Origin of the sequence: Caballeronia sp. dw_19 (assembly GCF_018449515.1) — a bacterium.
Classification (GTDB): domain Bacteria; phylum Pseudomonadota; class Gammaproteobacteria; order Burkholderiales; family Burkholderiaceae; genus Caballeronia.
In genome coordinates this window covers 89713-112197 of sequence record NZ_JAAVUQ010000013.1, presented here as the reverse complement: position 1 = coordinate 112197, position 22485 = coordinate 89713, and the positions used below count along the sequence as shown (strand labels likewise).

General features: G+C 60.7%; 19 protein-coding genes and 1 pseudogene. 10 read left to right on the top strand and 10 right to left on the bottom strand.

The genetic code is table 11. The features are described from left to right. Positions 1–30: 30 nt before the first annotated feature. The 7 genes from glnQ to HB376_RS19090 all read right to left on the bottom strand — a co-directional run bounded on the left by glnQ (position 31) and on the right by HB376_RS19090 (position 5293). Positions 31–759 (bottom strand): glutamine ABC transporter ATP-binding protein GlnQ, encoded by a 729-nt coding sequence (gene glnQ, locus HB376_RS19120; RefSeq protein ID WP_276572813.1) that lies wholly within the window; start codon positions 757–759, stop codon positions 31–33. After that, positions 756–1412, bottom strand: coding sequence for a glutamine ABC transporter permease GlnP (gene glnP / locus HB376_RS19115; protein WP_213765231.1), 657 nt, complete (start codon positions 1410–1412; stop codon positions 756–758). The genes glnQ and glnP overlap by 4 nt, the downstream gene beginning before the upstream one ends. After that, entirely contained in the window at positions 1409–2161 is a 753-nt protein-coding gene (locus HB376_RS19110; RefSeq protein ID WP_213765230.1) for a transporter substrate-binding domain-containing protein, read from the bottom strand. Before HB376_RS19110 ends, glnP begins: the two co-directional genes overlap by 4 nt. An 82-nt stretch (positions 2162–2243) precedes the next feature. After that, positions 2244–2762, bottom strand: coding sequence for a RidA family protein (locus tag HB376_RS19105; RefSeq protein ID WP_213765229.1), 519 nt, complete (start codon positions 2760–2762; stop codon positions 2244–2246). Further along, positions 2759–3658, bottom strand: a complete 900-nt coding sequence (locus HB376_RS19100; protein ID WP_213765228.1) for a PhzF family phenazine biosynthesis protein — start codon at positions 3656–3658, stop codon at positions 2759–2761. Before HB376_RS19100 ends, HB376_RS19105 begins: the two co-directional genes overlap by 4 nt. Before the next feature lie 87 nt (positions 3659–3745). Beyond that, positions 3746–4621 carry an AraC family transcriptional regulator gene (locus HB376_RS19095; protein ID WP_213765227.1) on the bottom strand — a complete coding sequence of 292 codons (876 nt, stop codon included), beginning with the start codon at positions 4619–4621 and terminating at the stop codon, positions 3746–3748. A gap of 366 nt (positions 4622–4987) precedes the next feature. Next, positions 4988–5293: a hypothetical protein gene (locus tag HB376_RS19090; RefSeq protein ID WP_213765226.1), complete on the bottom strand. Its 306-nt coding sequence runs from the start codon at positions 5291–5293 to the stop codon at positions 4988–4990. Between the two features lie 203 nt (positions 5294–5496). Between HB376_RS19090 and dppD the strand changes: the two are divergent. Next, positions 5497–5749: pseudogene (dppD, locus tag HB376_RS19085) on the top strand (dipeptide ABC transporter ATP-binding protein DppD); the annotation flags it as partial. 240 nt (positions 5750–5989) lie between these two features. On the opposite strand, the gene HB376_RS19080 reads toward dppD, so the two are convergent. Then, positions 5990–6736: an SDR family oxidoreductase gene (locus HB376_RS19080; RefSeq protein WP_213765225.1), complete on the bottom strand. Its 747-nt coding sequence runs from the start codon at positions 6734–6736 to the stop codon at positions 5990–5992. A 69-nt stretch (positions 6737–6805) separates the two neighbouring features. Continuing rightward, complete coding sequence (locus tag HB376_RS19075) at positions 6806–8029, bottom strand: MFS transporter (RefSeq protein ID WP_213765298.1); 1224 nt, start codon at positions 8027–8029, stop codon at positions 6806–6808. Positions 8030–8168: 139 nt separating this feature from the next. Here HB376_RS19075 and gcvA point away from each other — a divergent pair, with 139 nt between their 5' ends. Beyond that, positions 8169–9122: a transcriptional regulator GcvA gene (gene gcvA / locus HB376_RS19070; RefSeq protein WP_213765224.1), complete on the top strand. Its 954-nt coding sequence runs from the start codon at positions 8169–8171 to the stop codon at positions 9120–9122. 139 nt (positions 9123–9261) lie between these two features. Here the strand turns inward: gcvA and HB376_RS19065 are convergent, their stop codons facing one another. Beyond that, entirely contained in the window at positions 9262–11946 is a 2685-nt protein-coding gene (locus tag HB376_RS19065) for a TonB-dependent receptor (protein WP_213765223.1), read from the bottom strand. Between the two features lie 1022 nt (positions 11947–12968). On the opposite strand from HB376_RS19065, the gene HB376_RS19060 reads away from it, so the two are divergent. The 8 genes from HB376_RS19060 (at position 12969) to araD (ending at position 22478) form a co-directional block, all read left to right on the top strand. Further along, complete coding sequence (locus tag HB376_RS19060) at positions 12969–13622, top strand: MotA/TolQ/ExbB proton channel family protein (RefSeq protein WP_213765222.1); 654 nt, start codon at positions 12969–12971, stop codon at positions 13620–13622. Between the two features lie 55 nt (positions 13623–13677). After that, positions 13678–14100, top strand: coding sequence for a biopolymer transporter ExbD (locus HB376_RS19055; protein ID WP_213765221.1), 423 nt, complete (start codon positions 13678–13680; stop codon positions 14098–14100). After that, entirely contained in the window at positions 14097–14870 is a 774-nt protein-coding gene (locus HB376_RS19050; RefSeq protein WP_213765220.1) for an energy transducer TonB, read from the top strand. Before HB376_RS19055 ends, HB376_RS19050 begins: the two co-directional genes overlap by 4 nt. Positions 14871–14892: 22 nt before the next feature. Next, positions 14893–16710 (top strand): extracellular solute-binding protein, encoded by a 1818-nt coding sequence (locus HB376_RS19045; protein ID WP_255631440.1) that lies wholly within the window; start codon positions 14893–14895, stop codon positions 16708–16710. Continuing rightward, positions 16707–17756 (top strand): ABC transporter permease subunit, encoded by a 1050-nt coding sequence (locus HB376_RS19040; protein WP_213765218.1) that lies wholly within the window; start codon positions 16707–16709, stop codon positions 17754–17756. Before HB376_RS19045 ends, HB376_RS19040 begins: the two co-directional genes overlap by 4 nt. Further along, entirely contained in the window at positions 17710–18837 is a 1128-nt protein-coding gene (locus HB376_RS19035; protein WP_213765217.1) for an ABC transporter permease, read from the top strand. The genes HB376_RS19040 and HB376_RS19035 overlap by 47 nt, the downstream gene beginning before the upstream one ends. Then, positions 18834–20435, top strand: coding sequence for a dipeptide ABC transporter ATP-binding protein (locus HB376_RS19030; RefSeq protein WP_346730526.1), 1602 nt, complete (start codon positions 18834–18836; stop codon positions 20433–20435). The genes HB376_RS19035 and HB376_RS19030 overlap by 4 nt, the downstream gene beginning before the upstream one ends. 261 nt (positions 20436–20696) lie before the next feature. Beyond that, entirely contained in the window at positions 20697–22478 is a 1782-nt protein-coding gene (gene araD / locus HB376_RS19025; protein WP_213765216.1) for an L-arabinonate dehydratase, read from the top strand. The last annotated feature ends 7 nt before the right edge of the window (positions 22479–22485 follow it).

Below are 22485 nucleotides of genomic sequence, written 5' to 3'. Positions count from 1 at the left end.
ATGGCGTGCGGTTGTGAAAAAGCGAGGGGATCAATGAACGTGCTGCAGGAACTCGCGGAAGCGTTCTCCCGGCGACGCCGACAGCATCTCGACGGGATTGCCGTCGTGCACCACGCGGCCGGCTTCCATGAAGAGCAGGCGGGAACCGACGCGTTGCGCAAAGCCCATTTCGTGAGTGACGACGACCATCGTCATGCCCTCGCTGGCGAGCGTCTGCATGACCTTGAGGACTTCCTGGCGCAATTCCGGATCGAGCGCCGAAGTCGGCTCGTCGAACAGCATCAGCTTGGGCTGGACGGCGAGTGCCCGCGCAATTGCGACGCGTTGCTGCTGACCGCCGGAAAGCTGCGACGGATAGTGATGCATCCGCTCGGACAGACCGACTTTCTGCAGAAGCGCGGTGGCGATCTCGCGCGCTTCCGCCCGCGTTTGGCCGCGCGCCCGGATCGGTCCGAACATGACGTTCTGCATCGCCGTCAGGTTCGGAAAGAGATTGAACTGCTGGAACACCATACCGGCTTCGAGCCTGATGCGCCTGACGTCGCGCGCGGAACCCAGCACACTGATGTCGTCGACGCGCAGGTCGCCGTCGCTGATTTTTTCGAGTCCGTTGATGCAACGTAGCATCGTCGACTTGCCAGACCCGGACGGCCCGACGATAACCGCGACTTCTCCCCGTTCAATCGCGAGGTCGAGCGGATGCAGAACGACGTGGGAGCCGAAGCGCTTCGAGGCTTGCTGAAATTCGATCATGCTCATGGCAGGCGTACTCTCCGTTCGAGCACTTGCAGACCCAGCGCGAGCATGCTGATCACGAGCAGGTAGATGACCGCGACCGCAGTCCAGATCTCGACCGCCCGAAAATTCTCGGCCATGATTTCCTGCCCTCGCCGGGTCAGTTCGCCGACGCCGATGACGAGAAAGATCGACGTGTCCTTGACCAGGTTGACGAACTGGTTGCCCATTGCCGGCAGTGCGCGCCGAAAGGCGATAGGGGTGATGACGTGAACCAGCACGCTGTGAAACGGAAGCCCCATCGCGAGACCGGCCTCGCGCAGTCCGGCCGGCACGCCGTCGAGCGCGCCGCGGATGATCTCCGCGTTGTACGCGCCCGCGTTGACGATCAGGGTGATGATGGCGGCGCTGGTCGCACTGATACGGATATCCATCATGATCGGCAGTGCGAAGTAGACGAACATCACCTGGACCACGATCGGCGTGCCGCGAATCAAGGCAACGTAGATCTGGGCCGGGACGACGGCTAGCCGGCCGCCGTAGGTCAGCGCCACGCCCGCGAGCATGCCGAGCACGACGCCCCCGGCCAGCCCGGCCAGCGCGATCAGGAGGGTGAGCCGAAGGCCTTGCAGCAGGTCCGGCAGCGCGGCAATGACCGCCGCCCAGTCAAAGCTCATGACGACGCCTCGCCGAACCATTTCCGGTTGAGCGCCTGGAGCCGTCCGTCGGCCTTCATGGCGGCGAGCTGAAGGTTGGCCGCGGCGACCAGCGGGCTGCCTTTCTGGAAGCCGATGCCGACGTCGAGGCCCTCCAGAGCCGGCAGCACGACCCTTACCTTGTTCTTGCCGGCGTTGTTGGCGTAGTAGAGCAACAGGGGTTTGTCGTAGATGACTGCATCGGTGCGGCCGGCCTCCAGCGCAAGCAGCGCGTTGTTGATGCTGGGCAACTGCTCGAGCGTCGCGTCCTTGATGTGCTCCTTGACGTAGCCGACCGCGAGCGTGCCCGTTTCGGTGCCGATGTGTTTGCCGGCAAGATCGGCCGGCGTGTGGATGGTGTCATTGTCGATGCGGGTCAGCGCGATCAGGCCGCTTTTATAGTACGGATCGGAAAAATCGATAACTTGCTGGCGCTCCGGCTTGATGAATAGCTGAGACACGATTACGTCGATGTTGCGAGTCTGAAGCGCCGGGATCAGCGCGCCGAACTCCATCGGTTGCAGGCGCCATCGGCGGTTCAGCCCCTTCGCGATCTCGTTCCAGACTTCGACGTCGAAGCCGGTATAGGTGTCGCCCTGCTTGAACGCGAACGGCGGCGCGCCTACGTTGGAGCCGACGACCAGTTCGGCGTCGGCAGCCCGGACGGAACGGGACAGCAGGATGGCAGGCGCGGCTGCCAGGCTGAGTTGCAGCAGTTGACGGCGATTCATGGTTCTTCCTCCACGGTAAGGGAATCGTGCCGGGCCTGGCGTTTCCACGGCGGTCCGGTGTTTGTTATGGCCTGGCGTTTCGTTATGACCGGCGTTGATGCGGATGCCGGAGCGTTCCCGCGTCACCTGGACCAGACACAGGCGTCAACGCGACAGTGAGTTCGATTTCGAGCAAGCCGTTGCCCGGCAGGCTGGCAACGCCGAGTGCCGATCTCGCATGCCGGCCGTTTTCGCCGAAGATTTCGTGGAGCAGGGTCGAGGCTTCATCCATGACCTGGCTGTGGTTCACGAAGCCGGGCACGGCATTGACGAAGCCGCGCAGGAACAGGATGCGGTCGGCCGCCGCCGTGACCGGCAGCGTCGCGACGAGCACGCTCAGGGCGCGCAGCACGCAGACCCGTGCCGCGCGCCGGATGAGCTCGGGCGGCGTATCGCGATCGACCGGTCCGGCGATAACCTCCTCGCCGACACGGCTGACCTGGCCGCTGATGTAAGCGATGCCATCGTGGATCACCGCACCGACGTAGGCGCCTCGCGGCGACGGCGCAGGCGGCAGCGTCATGCCCAGTTGCGCCAGCCGGCTGGCGATATCGATCGTCATGATGGGGCTCCGCCGTGCGCTTCGAAGCGAACCGGACCGCCCAGCCAGCAGCCATCCGGGCGGCCGTGGTCGAGACTGAAGCGTATCGAGATCTGCGACGGGCGTTTCATCGCGCGTCCCTGGCGGATCGTGATGGTCCGCGCGGACGCTTCCACCATGCCATTGGCGAGGAGACCGAAAGACAGCGCGGAGGCCGCGATCCCGGTGGCCGCGTCTTCCGGATAACCCGAGGCGCGCGGAAACTGCCGGGCGTCGAAGATTTGCCGGCCCGCGTCGAAGGTGGCATAGGGATAGAGGCCAGTCGAGCCGATCCGCTCGCACAGTGCCTCGATTTTCTCGAAGCGCGGCTGAAGGGCGTCGAGATCGGTGGTGCTGGCGAGCGGAATCAGCGTCTTGACCCGGCTTGTGCAGGCGTTCTGGATCGGCAGGGGCGCCAGTTGCGCGCCGCTGAGGCCGAGCACGTCGAGGATTTCGTCCCGGCCGAGTTGCGCCTCCTCCAATGGCTCGATACGGCCCACGGGCTGGGAAATCTCGACCGCGGCGCCCTCGGCCGTGTGTCCGGTGATGCGGATCCCGACCTGGCCGCTGAGGGTGTGGATGGTCAGCCGGTCGCGCTGCAATCGCCCACTTTGATGGAGCAGCCAGACCGCGCCGACCGTGGCGTGTCCGCACATCGACATCTCGTGGTTAGGAACCCAGAAACGAAACTCGAAATCGCACTCGGAGCCGGGCGGCGCCGGGAAGACGAAGCCGCTTTCGTGGCCGTAGTGCCGGGCCACCTCCTGCATTTGCGCGTCGGACATGCCGGCGGCATCGACCACGATGGGCGCCGGGTTTCCGCCTCCGGGACCGGCGGCGAACACGCTGACGAGTTCGACTGTGTGGCGCTGGGGCATGACGGTATGAGCCCCGCCGACCGGGGAGTGTGTTTCCATCCGGTCAGATTACGGGGATCGGCGGCGCGCCGCGCGCTCGAGCGGGCCCTAGCTTTTGACCGAACGGGCCATTCTCGTGCGCAGGTCAGAGGGCGAATGGCCGCCGATGCGGCGCATTGCGCGCGCCAGGGCCGCACCGCTTTCGAAGCCGACTCGGAACGCCACCTCGCCGACCGGCAGGTCCGTTTCGGCGAGCAGCCGGCAGGCATTCTCGTAACGCATGCGCTGCTGGAACTCGCCGATCGAGAGGCCGGTGCCTTCGCGAAACAGACGCGTAATGTGACGGCGGGAGATGCCGAAGCGTTCTTCCAGGGCGTCGAGCGGAATGTCCTGATCGGCATGGCGGGTCACGAAGGCTTCGAGGTCGGCAACCAGCGCCATGCCGTGCTCTCCCGGCGAAGCCCCCGGCACCGTCTTGCCGGCAATGACCTCGCCGATGCACTGCATCAGCAAGGCCGACGACAGTGCCTGGCGCATGGTTGGGCCGCCATAGGTCCCCATGTCGTTGCGCAGCGATAGTTCCTGTAGCGCACGGATCGAGGAGGTTCGGCGCATGAGGAGAGGGATGCGCGTGCGACGGCGGAATTCACCGAGTGAGCCGACCCCGGCATCGAGCTTACGCAGCGCGTCCTCGGTCACGTAGACAGCGACGTGCGTGTGTGTCGCGCATCCCGCCCGGGTCTGATGCGCCCGCCCCGGGGGCACGACTGCGAAGCGATCCTGCGACAGCCAGGTGCCCGCGCGCTGGTCTTCATGCCGAAGCTCGACGGCGCCGTGACTCGGCAGGATGAACATCAGACAATCGTGCCAGTGCCACGGCATCGAGTAGGTGCCGCCGCCGGTGAGCGTCGCGTGCCCGCCGTCGGCCGCGACCAGCAGGTCCTTGTCGGCCGGCTGACAGAGTTGGTCGAACGATCGCAGCATGGCGGTACTCCCACGAGATATGAAACGGGTGTCATACCTCTCGCCGGCTTTGAGATTGATGCGCGTCGTGGAACGCGGTCGGGAAGGCGCCGGCCCGGCATGAAGAGGATGCGGCGAAGGATAGCAGCGCAAAATACTGCGGGGTATTGCCGTTTGTCATCTTCCGGATTCGAACCCGGCGGCCGGCACCGCGAACCTCGCTTGGCAGCTTCGTGACGAAGCACGCTCTGGCGCGCGGCAAGCGGCTGGGGACAAACCTGCGCAACTACCGAATGTCGATGTCGCGGCACCGCGCTGGACGTGTCATGAACCGGCACGATCGATTTATTCCAGACAAGGTGAGCCCGCCACACCAGCCAAGTACGATCATTTTGAGCGCAAAGCGCGTTGGCGCCTGAGCCAGACAAGACCGAACAATACGACACTGATCGTGGTAAGGATAGCGCCCGCAACCATGCAAATGGGCGTGAGCGCGGGGAAGAAGTCTCCGCTTTTGTCACGCGTGAAAGCCCAGGCACCGGCATCAAGCATCAACCCGCAAAAGCCGGTGGCGACCGCCGGTTCGATGCCGTTAGACCCGGTCGGCAGTTTTCGGGGTAAATCAGGCACCGGCTCGCGTTTAAATGGGGTCGCGTTCTTGTGCTGCTCGTCAGTTGGTTGTTCTGCAGACATGGCGTTGGCGGCATTGAAAGGGTGTCAGTGTATAGCGGGAGTGTCATCTTCGAGCGTTTCGAGGCTGACACCAGCGACTTCTGCCGGCAAAGCTCGTCGTTCCGAGGCGATTGGAGCCGCGCTCGAATAGCCGTTTCGACGGTGGCCCAGATGGACGTCTTGACCGCTGTTTCGGCGAGGATTTATCTCTTGCAGGCAATGCACTGCTCGTCAGTTTGCAGAAGGAGCGGGGCATGGCGCTTGTACTGATTTCGCACGACCTCGCCGTCGTGTCGGAAGTCGCTCGACGTGTCGCGGTGATGTATGCGGGCAAGGTCATTGAAACCAATCGCGTGCCCGATATCTTCGCTGCGCCACATCATCCGTACACCGAAGCGTTGCTAGCGGAAATTCCCGAGCACAACGCAGGCGCGGCCGTCAGGCTGCGCGTTTCATCAGCGCTGTCCGTATGCCATCGGCCGCTGCCGAGCCGAAGAACCAAAGCTGCGGGTGGTGGATGGCCGCGAGCTCTCGTGTCATCGCGCTGAGGATATCAAATGAATTCAGACATCAGCTTCAGTCGGGAGCCAGACCATGAGTAGCATTCTGTTTCGAAACGGATGCTCGCTGGTCCCCAGATCGAGTTCGAGCCGTGGTTCGCCTGGACCGGCCACGGCATCAGAACATGGCGATGCTTCTGCAGCACTGATGCCTTGTTCATTTCCCTCCATTAACATTAACAAAGCCGCCTGTCACGAACGACGCTTTGTCACTTAACAACCAGACGATGGCCTCAGCCACTTCCTCCGGCTGGCCGCCGCGACCCATCGGGATGGTGCTCTTCAGGCGATCGACCCGCCCCGGCTCGCCGCCGCTGGCATGTATGTCGGTGTAGATATGGCCGGGACGCACGCCATTCACACGAATGCCGTCGCGCGCGACCTCCTTTGACAAGCCGATCGTCATTGTTTCCAGTGCGCCCTTGGTCGCGGCGTAATCGACGTATTCGTTGGGGGAGCCCATCTGGGCTGAGGAGGAAGATACATTGACGATGGCGCCGCCCGCCCCTCCGTGGCTCGTTGCCATCCGGCGAACCGCCTCTCGCGAACACAGGAATGGACCTATTGCATTCACCGCGAATATGCGTTGTAACCGGGCGTGTGAGTAATCCTCTACCCGGCTGTGGCGCTCGTTCATGGCCGCATTGTTGACCAGCCCAACGATAGGGCCTAAGTTGCGCTCCGCTGTTTCGAAGAGTGCGATCACGTCCTCCTCATTTGCGACATCCACGTGGACGGCGATCGCGCTGCCCCCCGCAGCCTTGATGTCGGCTACCACGCGCTCAGCAGCCTCCACGTCGGCTCGATAACCGACGCACACCGCAAAGCCGTGCCTGGCTGCAAGCTTCGCGGTCGCTGCGCCGATCCCGCGGCTCGCTCCGGTGATAACCAATGTATTTGCCATGGGTGGAGTATTTCCTTGTTGAATGGTTGTCATGCTGAGGATGTACCTGATAATTATCGCGGCCTGTGCTCACGGTCTTTCCTCGGGTGCCAGATGCGAGCGCAGTGCGATCGCCAGCGGAAAGATCGCCAACGCGGTCAGAGCCGTGGCAAAAGTAGCGCCGTGTACGCCGATCCGGTCGCCAAGAAAGCCATAGATGACCGGTGAGATCGCACCCGACGCTATCGTCCCCGTGTAAAACAACGCGAATGCGCGCTCAGTACGCTCGGGGGCCGCCATTTCCGGAACTGTTCCATAAAGCACGGAGGAGGTGCCGTTGAGCATCATGCCCAGGAGCGGCAGCAGCACCATGGTGAGCGCCAGTGGCAGAAACATCACGGCGACGATGCAGGCCGCCGTGCCGCCCTCGGTGACCAGCACCGTGCCTATCACTCCCATGCGTGCGCCAAGCCAGCCGCAAGCGAACTTGCCGGCCGCACCACCGATAAAGACCAGCGCCAGCGCGGTCCCCACCATCGGCAGCGAGACGCCTTTTGTCTTGAGCAAGAACGGCAAGAAGGTGAGCAGCCCCATACGCACGGCTGTGTCGAGCACGCCAATCGCGAACAGAAGGGAAAAACCTGTTCCCACGGTGCTGCGACCGTGGCCAGGCGCATTTACGTCCACCGGTGCGTCGCGCGGTATTGACGGGAAAAATAGCGCGATGACCGCGGCAATTACGCAGCCCAATGCAGACACAATCCACAACGCATGACGCCACGGCATCATGGTCACGAGCAGCGAAATGGCAGCTGGCAGTGCGGATTTACCGAGGTCTCCGGAAAAATTGTAGATGCTTAGAGGTCCTCTGGCATTGCGCCCGTAGATACGAGAGACGGCGCCCGAGGCGATGGGGTGTTGCGTGCTCGAACCGCTGCCCGAAATAGCCAAGGCCACGCACAGGCCGAGCAGGCCGCCTGACATCCCCGCAACCGCATAGCCGAGCGCAGCCAACAGGGTGCCGAGGGCCAGCGTGGCCCGACTGCCCAGCCATTGCGCCAGGCGCCCGGCAGGCAGTTGGAGCGTGGCCATCGTGCCGGCATAGATACCGCGCAGGATAGCCAGGGCGGCAAAATCAAGACCGAAGTCGGCCTGCCAAACGGGTAACAACGCATAGATCATGTCTGTGTAGCCATCGTGCATCGCGTGCGCGACGCATGAAAGCCAGAGCACGCGAGAGCGTGACGGGGCGACCGGCAGGCCGGCGGAATCGACCTGCTGTGCGGGCAATAGGGAAAGAAGTGGCAAGGGCATATAAATTCTCTTCTCACGAGGCAACCCGGAAAGGCAAGTCGCCGTGGCGCGTTCAGGCTCCATGTGGCAATTTTATGACCGGACGACGATGCAGTTCAATTGAGCTAATATCGCGTCAACGGAGAAAAAAAGTCACGCCATGAATAGAGACAAAGGCACTGAAAAGGATCGCGACAAGCTGCCGCCACTTAACGCGTTGCGCAATTTCGAAGCGGTAGCCCGTCACGGCAGCTTCGCCGGCGCCGCAACCGATTTGCATGTCACCCACTGGGCCGTCGGAAAGCAGATCAGGTTGCTGGAAGACTGGTTCGGCTTGCCGTTGTTCGAGCGCCGCCCGCGCGGCGTTGTGCTTACCGATGAAGGCGCTGCGCTGCTGAACGATGTGAGCAACGCGTTCGAGCGCCTGGGCGCCGCGGCGGCGCGGCTGCGCCACGATGAATTTACGCGCCGGGTATCGGGCATCGTGCGTGTGAATGTGCCGGCGAGTTTCGCGCTGTGCTGGCTACTGCCGCGTCTGGCCGACTTTCAGACGCGTTACCCCGACATCGACGTGCGGGTGTCGACCACATCGCGCAAGTTGCGCTATATCGGCGACGCCTTCGACATCGGGGTTCGCTCCGGACCCGAACAAGGCGCTGGCGTCGTGTCGCGCACGCTGATGGCCGACTTGCGTCTGCCCGCCTGCAGCCCTGCACTGCTGCGCCAGCATCCGATACAGGAAGTGACAGATCTTCGCCATCACACCCTGCTGCATTCCGCCAGTACGCGCACAGCCTGGGCGCACTGGCTTCAGGAAGCCGGTGCGCCCGACCTGCGGGCTGCCCGTCATGCCGAGTTCGACCACGTGAACCTCCAGCTTGCCGCAGCCGTGGAGGGTCTGGGTGTAACACTGGCATCGCTGCCGCTGATAGGGCGCGACCTTGCCGCGGGGCGCCTCGTGTGTCCGATTGCAGCGCCAACATGGCGCGCCGCCGACTACGCGCTAGTGATCAATGCCGATCGCGCCGGCGATGACGCCGTCATGGCATTTGAGCAATGGATCACGATGATGGCCAGCCGGGAGGCCGTACCGTTCGAGCCTGCCCAGGGCTAAGCTGAAGAAGCCATGGGTTTCGCTCGTTCAAGCGTACTTGGGATTGCGGTTGAGCAAAAAGCAGGGGCATAAACGCACTGTCCGGGACACGAAAACCTTCGTGCCCCGGACAGATTCAAGCGCTATAAAAAGCTAGAGCTTATTTGAAGCGGTATGTAGCGCCGATCTGGAACGTGCGGCCAATTGCGCTGTACAGCGACGAGTCATAACCGCTCTGGTTCTGGCCTTCCGTCCATACGACGTCGAACGGCGGACGCTTGTCGAACACGTTGTTGATGCCGCCATAAACGGTCCAGTTCTTGAAGCCGCGATAGCTTGTGTACAAGTTGAACTGACTATACGAACCCACGCCGTACGAACCGCGGTCGTCGTTGGACGACGCAATCGTGTTCGCGTACGGACCCGTGTACTGCCACGAGAGCGTCGTGAGGAAGCGGCGATAGTCCCACGACAAGCTCGTGTTGCCCTTCCAGCGCGGATTCGATGCGCCGAACGGCTGGTTCAGAGCCAGGTTGTTGCCCGCGAGATCTTGCGTGTCGGCACCCGGCGAGCGCAGCTTGTAGTGCCACACGTATTGCCAGTCGCCGGCCAGCGTGAAGTTGCCGAACGCGGTGCCGAGCGTCTTGCGCCAGTTGAAGTCGAAGCCATCGGTATCGAGCGAGCCGAGGTTCACGAAAGGCATCTTGATATAGCCCAGCGACCCGTCCGGATTGCGCACCACGCTGGCCGGATTGTTCGCGTTGAGCAGCGCTTGCGGATCTGACGTGCCGATCACGCCGTCGATGGTGATCTTGTAGAAGCCGCCGCCGATATCCGTCGTGCTGTCCGGCGACAACGCGAAGCCAAGGTTGAAGTTCTTCGTGCGTTCCGGTTGCAGGTTCGGATTGCCGTTCGACAATTCGGTGGCCGCGATGTTAGCCGGACCACCCGGTGCGAACGGATCGTTCAGCGTCTGACGACCGATATACGACGCTTGCGAGTTTTCAACCAGCGTCGGCGCGCGGAAACCGCGGCTGTACGAAGCGAATCCGGTCAGTGCCTGAACCGGCTGGTATCGCAGCGCGAAGCTTGGGGAGAACGCGCCGCCGAAGTCGCTGTAGTGGTCGTAGCGTCCCGATTGCGTGAACGTCAGCGCGCGAAAGATCGGAATATCAACCTGATAGAACACGGCTGCCACGTTGCGCGAGCCGTCGACCGATTGGATGTTGGCCGGCGCCACAATGCCCAGGCTCGAATACGTGCGGGGATTGATCACCGAACTTTCGTGGCGGAACTCCGTACCCAGACCAAGACCTACGTTGCCTGCGGGCAGCGTGAACAGATTGCCCGTGGAAGCTTGTGCCGACACAGCATCGAGCTTCGAAATGGACAACTGGTAGTCGTTCTGGAACAGGCCGTTCAAACCGTTCGGCGTAGCAGACGGGTTGGCGAAGTTATACGTGCCGTTGTTCAGCACGTTCTGGATGCCTGCTACGTTGAGCGAGTTGAAGTACGTGCTGCTGACCGTGCTTTGCGAGTGGCCTGCATCGAGTTTCCAGTCCCAGTCGCCGAACTTCGGCGTGGTGAACGAGCCCTTCACGCCTGTCGATGCCTTCCAGTACGTCGATACCGCATCCACGCCGACCATTGAGGTCGGGAAGATGTAGCTGAGCGGGGTCGCAACGCCGAACGGGTTGTACGGGTTGGAAGCCGGCACGGTGCGGTTCAGTGGCAGGATCGAATTGGTCGTCGGATCCCATACGTTCGACGACGAGGTCATCCCGGTATAGCCGAGCGCCTGGACCGTTTCATTGCGGCTTGCCCACAAGTCGGCATAGGCCTGGATGTCGTCGGTGACCTGAACCGTGCCGCGCAGCTTGGCGTTAAGGCGTGTGGTGGCCGGCATGAGCGACAAGGCGTTAGCGGTGCTGATCACACAAGTGTTGCCCGTACGGTCAGTGGTTTGTCCCGGCAGGCAAGGAGTCAGGGGAACTTTGCCGCCCGGCGTGGTCCAGAACGATTGCTGGTTGGTCAGCGGCGCGGTCGGGCCGCCATCGCGGCCGGCGAAGGACTGATCGCTCGTGGCGTCGCGGTCGCCGAATTTCGAACCCGTGTCGCGGTACCAGCTCACCGCGCCCGTAATGTTGTAGCGGTCGGTGCCGAGATTGCCGAAGCCGCCGAGCACGCTGAAGTTGCCTTGTCCGTCGCCCGGGTGTTGCGCCTTGCCGAGCTGTCCGTCGATCTGAAGACCTTGATACGTCTTCTTCGTAATGATGTTGACCACGCCCGCAATGGCGTCGGAGCCGTATTGCGACACGGCGCCCGACTTCACGACTTCAACGCGGTCGATGATGTTCAGCGGGATCGAGTTGACGTCGAAGAAGGTGTCGGTGAAGTTCACCGCGTTCGCGTAGTTGGCCACGCGCTGGCCGTCGACCAGCACCAGCGTGTATTTTTCGCTGAGGCCGCGCAGCGCGATGCCTGCACCGCCAGGCGCGGTCGTGTTGGTGGTCGATTGTGACCAGCTGCTGCCTGAGTTGGCGGAAATGCCGCGCAGGAAATCGGCCACGGTCGTGTAGCCACTTTGTTCGATATCCTTAGTAGTTATCGTCTGGACTTCAGCCGTGCCGACCTTGTCCGAGGTGCGGATCAACGAGCCCGTGACTTCGACTTTCTCCAGCTTGGTCGCAGCGGCAGGCGCTCCGACCGTAGTGGTGCCCGTAGTACCTGCTGCTGTGCTCTGGTCGCTGCTTTGTGCGTACGCCATCGGAATAAACGCGGCGCTCAGCACGAGTTCGGCGCCAATAATGCCCTTGATCGCCGTTACCAATCTCTTCTGTTTCACGTGCTCTCCCTCTTGTCAGTGAGCATATTTGATCGAATGAACCATGTCGTTCCCGGCGGATTGCCCGAACGGTCACGCGATATCGCCGGCGTGTTGCTTCGCACTTCGTTTGAGGTCCGTCGCTGGTGCACGCCGGTGAGCATCGGCAGTCAAGGCGCAATCTAAATAGGTGTTGAATAACGCCGTTGATGAAGCGGCAGCATCAAGAGCACGAGTTGTGCCAATTTGCGCAAGAGATAATCGATGAAGGCAGGATTTTGCTATTTAATTCTGCTGTAAGAAATTGAAATGATGCACTTTTTTGTTATTTTAAAAATTGTGCCAAATCATTATCAAGTTATGAACATTTCAATTTTATTACCACAAAATTACTGTTTCGTGTTGATGTATTGAAGATATTTTTATTATCGAGATTTATACTAATGGTGCATTAAATGCACCTAGAAAGGGAAAAGTAAGAATGTGTAGTGCATTGGGACGTGATGCGGAATAAATCGGCTAAATCTTGTTGCCGGTGCAGAGTATAAGCATAACCTATACGCTTATGTGATAGTGCCGTAGAAGGCCCACCCCTAAAGGGATAAGCGTCTACGGGCCGAGCGCGGAAATTGAATGGTATTTCTGGTGATCAGAATAAGCATATATGCAATAATATAATATTACAAATTGCTTTCGTTCGCCCAAAATTGGGGAGTTGTTTGCACGAATAACGTGATCCCGTCTTTGGGAGCAGCTAAAAAAACCGTGATTGCAGTCGTGTGGCTTTGTGTTATTAAGAGCGGCGAATGGCACGCTCTATTTTCAGCTGCATGGGTGCGATTCGATGATTTCTTAATGCGCCGTAAAATCAAGGCGTTATTGCAATCCTAAGATCAGGTTGGACAAAAATTCAGTTTCGGTTGGCATGGCGGTTGCTTAGTGCCTTGCGCTTTTCGCCAACGTTCAATGTCGGCGGCGGTAAAGAGAAAACACCGTTATTCCCAAACTGATTAGCATTTTTTTGTCCTCAACCGGAGACCGCAGTGCTGCAAACCCTGATCAACTATTCCGTCCAGTCGATGGGCCTTATCCCTCTTCTGGGAGTCATCTTCTTGCTCGGCATGGCCGTCATCATTGAGCGTCTGGTGTTCTTCACGAAAGCCGTGCGCGCCGGCAAGACCATCGAGCACGATCTCAAGCTGCTCAAGGCGAATCATCCTGAGGACGCAGCGAAGGTCGTGAAGCACTACGAAACCACGGTGCAGGCTGAACTTGTGCGCAGCGCGATGAAGGTCAATGGCCGCGCCGAAGCCGTGGTCGAACGCGAGATCGAAGAAACGATCATGTTCCAGATGCCGCGCCTCGACCGCAACCTGTGGGTCCTCGACACGGCCGTGACGCTCGGGCCGCTGCTCGGTCTGCTCGGCACGATCATCGGCATGGTGGAGTCGTTCAATGTGCTGGGCGAAAGCGGTGCGTCCAACCCGAACGGCGTGACCGGCGGTATCGGCCATGCACTGACGGCAACGGCCTGCGGTCTGGTGATCGCGATTATTTGCGTGATCTTCCTCAACTACTTCAACAAGCGCATTCGCATGACGGTGAATCAGTTCGATCTGATCAAGTCGCTGCTGGTGTCGCGTTTTTCCGCGCCGGTTAGCCGCACGGCTGACATCCGTCCTGAGATCGCTGCGTAAGCGTTGCCTGCGCTGCCGGCTGTGTGCCGCTGTATCGAATTAGAAGAGGTTTGAGATGAGTAGAAATCACCGCAGTCATTACCTGGGCGCGGAAGAGAAGGCACGCATCGAGATCATTCCGATGATCGACATCATGATGTTCCTGCTGGTTTTCTTCATGCTCGCCACGCTCAAGATGATTCAGGGCGCGGGCATCAAGCTGGACTTGCCGCAATCGAGCACCGCCGAGCAGTTGCAGCAGACCATCAAGGTCACGATCGGCATCACCAAGACGGACGAGCTTTACCTCGACGCCAGGCAGGTCACCGAGGACGAACTCACGGCGCATTTGAAGGGCTTGCTGGGCGACTCCACGAAGGTCGATGTGGCAATTTCCGGCGATGAAGGCACGAGCTACAAGAACATCATTCATGTCATGGACCTGGTGCGCGCAGCCGGCATCAGCTCTGTGGCACTGGCGACGAATCCAGCAGCATGAACGCGCCAGTCCACCTGATAAACACGCCGCGCGAGCCGTTGAGCGGAGCGCTGTGGGCGTCGAAGAGCGTCGCGCGCGAGCATCACATTCCGATGAAGCTGGCCGTCGGCGCGGCGCTCGTCGTCGAGTTGCTGATGATCGCGGGCATCTCGCACGTGAACTTCACACCCGACGCGCCGCCGCCGCCGAAGGAGATGCGCGTGCGCATGGCTCCGCCGCCACCACCGCCACCGCCGCCGCCCGAGGTTAAGAAGATCGAACCGCCGCCCGCGCCGAAACCTGTCGAGAAGCCGCAGCCCACGCCCAGGCCGCAGCCTGTGCCCAAGCCACCGCCCGCGAAGCCTGCAGCGACGCCGAAGGAAGCCGAGATTCCCGCAGCGGCCGATCCGTCAGCGAATGCGCCCGCATTGGCGACCGGACCGGCGAACGCCACGCCATCCACACCGACTGCTGCAACCGGTGCTGCGCCCGCGCCGGCTCCCGGCTTGCATGGCGTAGTCGATGGCCGGGGCCATTGCCAGTCGGTGCAGCCACAGATTCCGCGTCGGGCGCTGGAGCAGGGTATTTCGGCCAGCGTGATCGCGCGCCTATCCATAGGAACCGATGGCCAGGTGAGCGGCGTGCAGATCGTTCGCGTGACACCGCCTACGACTGTTTTCAACGAAGCGGTCATGACCGCGGGAAAACAATATAAATGTGAGAAAAACCCGCAGCCCTACGTGGGTGAAGTGGAGTTCTCGTTCAAGACCCAAGCGAGCGACGATGACTGACGCAGGACCGCTGTTCCGTTTGATGTTGCTGGCCGGACTTGTGCTCGCGAGTCCGGCGTTCGGAAAGGCATCGATCGCGCAGTACGACGCGCCTAAATACCCGGAGAATTTCACGCATTTCGACTATGCCGATCCCGGTGCGCCGAATGACGGGGACATGATTTTTCAGAACTACGATGCAGCGCAAAGCTACGATTCGATGAACCCGTTTCTCATCCGCGGCGCCCCTGCGCCCGACCTGAAGAACCTGATGTTCGACACGCTGATGCAGCGGAGCTGGGACGAGCTGGCCTCGCAATATGCATTGATTGCCGACGACGTTGAAGTGGCCGCCGATGGCAAGTCCGCGACGTTCCATATCAATCCCGGCGCGCGCTTTTCCAACGGCGATCCGATTACCGCCGCTGACGTCAAGTATTCGCTGGACACGCTGCTAAGCCCGAAGGTTTCGCCAATCTTCAACTCGCAGTTCGCAAATATTTCGAGCGCTACCGTGGTTGATAAACTGAGCGTGCGCTTCGACTTCAAGGAAGCGCGCCGCGATGCCCCGTTGATCGCGGGCGACCTGCCCGTTTTCTCGCCGAAGTGGGGCATGAAAGCGGACGGCACGCGCCCGCCGTTCGATCAGATTGCGAACGTGCCGCCGATCGCCAGCGGCCCGTATCTGATCGAACAGCGCAAGAACGACAAGCAGATTACCTACACGCGCAATCCGGATTATTGGGCGGCGGACCTGCCTTCGCGGCGCGGCATGTATCGTTTCAAGCGCATTACGTTTCGCTTGTTCGCAGACGCGTATTCGTCTCGCGAAGACTTCAAGGCGGGCCGCGTGGATATGCGCGTGGAGTATTCGTCGTCCTCGTGGGCGCGCAAATATGTCGGCAAGAATTTCAATAACGGGACGCTCAGGAAAGAAGCTTTTCCGAATGGTCCGGCGCGAATGCAAGGCCTGATTTTCAACATGCGCAAGCCGCAGTTCGCGGACCGTCGCGTGCGTCAGGCGCTGACCATGGCGTTCGATTACGACTGGCTGAACCGCCTCTACTTCTACAATCAATACCGTCGTACGGGCAGCTATTTCCAGGACAGTCCTTTTGGCGCGACCGGTCTGCCCGACGCGAAGCAACTCGCGCTTCTCGAACCGTATAGATCGAGCCTCCCGCCCGCTGTATTCGGTCCAATGATCCAGCCACCCAACACGTTGCCGCCGAACTCGCTGCGCGGCAATTTGCGCGCAGCTCAAGCGTTGCTGAATAAGGCAGGTTGGCATTATCGCGACGGGGCGTTGCGCAATGCAGCGGGCACGCCCATGACCATAGAAATTATCGACAACCAGCCGGGCATGGACGGGATCATCATGCCGTACGTGCGGCAGTTGCAAACGCTCGGCATTCAGGCGCGCATGCGGGAACTCGACAGCGCGCTCTTTGAAAAGCGCGTGAGCACGTTCGACTACGACATGATCACCCATATATATGATCCGGTCACGATTCCCGGCAATGAACTGACGCGGCGTTTTGGCAGTGCAGCGGCATCGGAGACCGGCTCGGAGAATTATCCCGGTGCGAAGTCGAAAGCCGTCGACGCCATGATCGATGCGGCGCTCAAGGCTCAAACGCTGGGCGAACTCGAAACGGCAACCCGCGCACTTGACCGGGTAATGATCAACGATTACTACCTCGTGCCGGAGTATTACGCGCCAAATTCGCGTGTCGGCTACCGGTCGCGCATGGGACATCCGGAGGTCATTCCGCGCTCGTACGGTACCGAGGACTGGTTGATCAGTTACTGGTTCGTGAAGCCAAACTCTGCTCAGTTCACATCGACCCAAGCACCATGACAACCTATATTCTCAGACGTTTATTGTTGATGATCCCCACGCTGATCGGCGTGCTCACGCTTACGTTTGTTGTCACGCAGTTCGTGCCGGGCGGACCGGTTGAACAGGTGATGGTGCAAATGCGCCACGGCGGAAATCAAGGCGGCGAAGCCGGCGGAGGGGGTGGGTATCACGGCAGCCAGGGCGTAGACCCGCAGCAAGTCGAGCAATTGAAGAAAGAGTTCGGCTTTGATAAACCGCCGCTAGTCCGCTATTTCCTCATGCTGAGAAACTATGCGAGCTTCAACCTGGGGCAGTCTTATTACCAGCATCAAAGCGTATGGGACGTGATCCGGTCGAAGCTGCCGGTGTCCATCACGCTCGGCCTCTGGACCGTGCTGCTGACCTACCTCATTGCAGTGCCGCTGGGGATCTCGAAGGCCGTGCGCAACGGTTCACGCTTCGATACCGTCACGACCATTCTGGTGCTGACCGGCTACGCCATACCCGGTTTCGTGCTCGGCGTGCTGCTGCTGATGTTGTTTGGCGGAGGCACCTTGTGGCAAGTCTTTCCCATGCGCGGCCTCACCTCCGATGACTTCGACCAACTCAGTATCGCGGGCAAGGTACTCGACTACTTGTGGCATATCGCGATGCCGGTCACGGCGGCCGTGGTCGGCCATTTTGCGATCGTCACCTTCCTCACGAAGAACACGTTCCTTGAGGAAATCAGCCGGCAGTACGTGCTGACCGCGCGCGCAAAAGGCGCGCCGCAACGCGACGTACTGTGGAAACACGTGCTGCGCAACGCAATGATCCCGCTGCTGACTGGCTTGCCCGCTGCGTTTATCGGCGCGTTCCTGAACGGCAATCTGCTGATCGAGACGCTGTTCTCGCTCGACGGCATGGGCCAGCTTTCCTACGACTCGGTGATCCGCCGCGACTACCCCGTCGTGCTGGGTTCGCTCTATTTATTCACCCTGATTGGTCTCGTGACCAAGCTAATTACGGACGTCTGCTATGTCCTCGTCGACCCCCGTATCCAGTTCGACCGCCTGGACCGCTGAGACAGCCGGCGGGCTCGCCTCGCAAGCCCAGCCGCCGTCGATTTCCCCCGGCAAGCGCATATGGTTGCGCTTCAAGGCTCAACGCCTGGGCTACTGGAGCACGATCCTGTTCGCGTCCCTGTTCCTGATCAGCTTGCTCGGCGAGGTGATTGCGAACGACAAGCCCCTCGTGATCCAGTACGAGGGTCAATATTATTTTCCCATTTTCAAGAACTATTCGGAGAAGACCTTCGGCGGAGATTTTCCCGCGCGCGCAAACTATCTCGATCCCTACATACGCGAGCGCCTTGAATCGAACGGCAATTTCGCAATCTTTCCACCGGTCCGTTTTCACTACGACACGGTCGATTATTTCGCCAATTCTCCGAATCCGGCGAGGCCTTCAGCGGCGAACTGGCTAGGCACCGATCAATTCGGCCGCGACGTCCTTTCGCGCTTGCTGTACGGCTTCCGGCTCTCTGTGCTCATGGCGCTCGCACTCACCGTCTCGGGCGTCTTGCTGGGCGTCCTGACGGGCGCAGTGCAGGGTTTCTACGGCGGACGGACCGATCTGATCGGGCAGCGGCTGATCGAAATATGGAGCTCCATGCCGGATCTTTATTTGCTGATCATTTTCGCCTCGATATTCGAACCTACGCTCTGGCTGTTATTTATCCTCCTTTCAATGTTCGGATGGCTCACGCTGTCGGACTACGTACGCGCCGAATTCCTGCGTAACCGGTCGCTCGATTATGTGAAGGCGGCTCGCACAATGGGTTTGTCGAATGCGCAGATCATGTGGCGTCACGTGTTGCCGAACAGTCTTACGCCGGTGATCACCTTCCTGCCGTTTCGCATGAGCGCGGCCATTCTTGCGCTGACCAGCCTCGATTTTCTGGGGCTGGGTGTGCCCGCGCCCACGCCGAGCCTGGGCGAACTGCTTGCACAGGGCAAGAACAATCTGGACGCGTGGTGGATATCCGGCGCGGCGTTCGGGACGCTCGTGGTGACGTTGTTATTGCTGACCTTCATGGGCGATGCGTTACGCAATGCGCTCGATACCCGCAAGCGCGGTTCTGCATTCGGAGGCGCGCAAAAGTGACTCAGGCCCTACTGCAACTAGACCACCTCTCCATCCGCTTCGGCGATAAAACCGTCGTCCAGGATTTGAATCTTTCTATTGCACGCGGTGAGCGTGTTGCACTGGTCGGTGAGTCCGGATCGGGCAAGAGCGTGACGGCTTTGTCGATTCTCGGACTGGTCGAAGACGCACGGCAGAGCGGCCGGATCCTGCTCGACGGCGACGACCTGCTGCGTAAAAGCGAGCAGCAATGGCGCGGCATTCGCGGCCGCGACGTCGCCATGGTCTTCCAGGAGCCGATGACCGCGCTCAATCCGCTATTTACCATCGGCAAGCAGATTGCCGAAAGCTTGCGGCTGCATGAGGGCATGCGGCCGAACGCGGCGCGCGAGCGAGGTATCGAGCTCTTGCGCCGTACCGGAATTCCCGAACCGGAACGACGTATCGACAGTTTTCCGCATCAGCTTTCCGGCGGCCAGCGGCAACGCGCGATGATCGCCATGGCGCTTGCATGCCGTCCGCGTTTGCTGCTCGCCGACGAAGCCACGACCGCGCTCGACGTCACCGTGCGGCAGCAAATTGTGGATTTGCTGATTGAGTTGCAGGAGCAGGAAGCGGCGGACAGAGGCATGGCGGTACTGCTGATCACGCACGACTTGAACCTCGTGAAGCGCTTCGCGCAGCGCGTGGCGGTGATGGAGAAGGGCGTGCTGGTGGAAACCAATTCGACCGCTGAACTGTTCGCGAATCCGCAGCATCCTTATACGCAACGCTTGCTCGATAGCGAGCCTGCGCGCGATGTCGAGCCGGTTGCATCGAATGCGCGACGCCTGCTCGAAGTGCAGGGGCTTGCGGTCGATTACCGGATGCCGTCGAAGGGCTGGAAGTCGACGTTCACGCGGTCGTCGTTTCGCGCGCTGAAAAATATCGACATTACGTTAAAGCGCGGCGAAACGCTTGGCATCGTGGGCGAATCGGGTTCCGGAAAATCGACACTCGCCGCCACTATTCTCGGCTTGCAACAGCCGGCCGAAGGGTTTATTCATATCGACGGGCAGCCGCTTTCCACACTGAAAAGCACAAGCTCGCGGCGCATGGCATCGAAGCGCTTGCAAGTTGTCTTTCAGGACCCGTTCGGCTCGCTCTCGCCGCGAATGACGATTGAACAAGTGGTGGGCGAAGGGATCGCTTTGCATCGTCCGGAAGTGACGCCCGCCGAGCGGCGGCAGCGCGTGGCTGCGTTGCTGGAAGAGGTAGGCATGCCCGCCGACGTCATGCCGCGTTATCCGCACGAATTCTCCGGCGGGCAGCGTCAACGGATTGCAATTGCACGGGCGCTGGCGGTCGAACCGGAATTGCTGGTCCTCGACGAACCCACCAGCGCGCTCGATGTATCGATCCAGCAGCAAGTCCTCGCGTTGCTCACGCGGCTGCAAAAGAAGTACACGCTGAGCTATTTATTCATTACGCACGATCTCGCCGTGATGCGCGCAATGGCTCATCGGGTGGTGGTCATGAAGTCAGGGGAAATAGTGGAAAGCGGCGACACGCTGCAAGTGTTGCAAGCGCCTGCGCATGGTTATACGCAGGCGCTTTTAGCGGCTTCGACAGTGACCTGAGCCGCCTGGGACCGGAAGGAATCAAGGAAGCTAAAACAGGGTGCGAAGAAGCATACGTCGCACCGTTTTTTCGAGCCCGGTATCTCTCCGGGCCAGATTATTTGCCCGAAAAGCCGAGGACAGGTTTCTTTGCACCGGCCCAGATTTCATTTGCGAAGAACTATCCGCTTATTGGTGTAATCCCCTACGGATGTTCTTGAATGATAGCGCTACCATTCGCTCATGCAAAAGCGTTTGGTAACGCTACCAAGGAGAATAAGCGTGTCGTCGAACCCCACGGTCCCCCGCAAGACCCCTGAGCAATTACGCAGCTTCCGCTGGTATGGCGTGAACGACCTGCGCTCGTTCGGACATCGTTCGCGCACCGCGCAAATGGGCTATCACCCATCCGATTACATGGGCAAGCCGGTGATTGCCATCGTCAACACGTGGAGCGAGCTCAACTCGTGCCATACGCACTTCAAGCAGCGCGTTGAAGAGGTCAAGCGCGGCGTGTGGCAGGCTGGCGGCTTCCCGGTCGAGATGCCGGTGATGACGCTCGCCGAGCCGTTCCAGAAGCCCACCACCATGCTCTACCGAAACTTCCTCGCGATGGAAACCGAGGAGTTGCTGAAGTCATATCAGTTCGACGGCTGCGTGCTCATGGGCGGCTGCGACAAGACCACACCCGGCCTGCTGATGGGCGCAATTAGCATGAATTTACCCACCATCTTTCTGCCGGCTGGTCCGATGCTGCGCGGCAACTGGAACGGCCGCACGCTCGGCAGCGGCTCGGACACGTGGAAATACTGGGCCGAACTGCGTGCGGGCAAGATCACGGAAGAGGAGTGGAAGGGCATCGAAAGCGGGATTGCGCGCTCGCCCGGTCACTGCATGACCATGGGCACCGCATCGACCATGACCACGGCCACTGAATCGCTCGGCCTGATTCTGCCCGGCTTTTCATCGATACCCGCAGTCGATTCGCGCCACGCGCAGTTTGCATCGCTGACCGGACAGCGGATTGTGGAGATGGTCTGGACCGACCAGAAACCGTCGGACATCCTGAGCGCGAAATCCTTCGATAACGCCATCACCACCGTGCTCGCCATGTCCGGTTCCACGAACGCGATCGTGCATCTGGTGGCGGTGGCACGCCGGGCGGGTATCGACCTGACAACCGCGCGCTTCGATGAACTCGCGCGCATCACGCCGGTGCTCGCCAACCTGCGCCCGGCCGGCAAATACCTGATGGAAGACTTCTTCTACGCAGGCGGTTTGCGCGCATTGCTCGTGGAACTGGGCGGCCTGATCGACGGCACGCAGATGACGGTGAGCGGGACGACGCTCGGCGAGAACATCGCGGGCGCGGAGATCTTCGACGAAGACGTGATCCGCAAGCGCGCCAATCCGCTGGTGGAACGCGATGGCCTCGCGGTGCTGACCGGCAATCTCGCACCGGATGGCGCGGTCATCAAGCCGGCCGCGATGGAGCAACATCTGCTGAAGGCGCGCGGACCGGCCGTCGTATTCAAGGATTACGCGGATATGGCGGCGCGCATCGACAGTGACGAACTCGATATCACCGCCGAGTCCGTGATCGTGCTGCAACACGCAGGTCCGGTGGGCGCGCCCGGCATGCCGGAGTGGGGCCAGTTGCCGATTCCGCAGAAGCTGCTGAAGCAGGGGGTGAGAGACATGGTGCGGATCTCGGACGCTCGCATGAGCGGCACGAGCTACGGCGCGTGCGTGTTGCATGTGGCGCCGGAATCGTTCGTTGGTGGTCCGCTTGCGCTGGTGAAGGACGGCGACATGATCGAACTCGATGTGCCGAACCGACGCCTGCATCTCGATGTCAGCGATGAAGAACTCGCCACCCGCAAGGCGTCGTGGAAGGCCCCGAAGCGCCCGTTCGAACGCGGTTTTGGCGTGATGCATCAGCTTCACGTCACGCAGGCGAACAAGGGCTGCGACTTCGATTTCCTGGAAGAGCCGGTAGCTGCATCGTCAGAGACCGTGGCCGCAACGACGGGCGCGCATCGCGACGAACCCGAGATCCACTAACCTTATT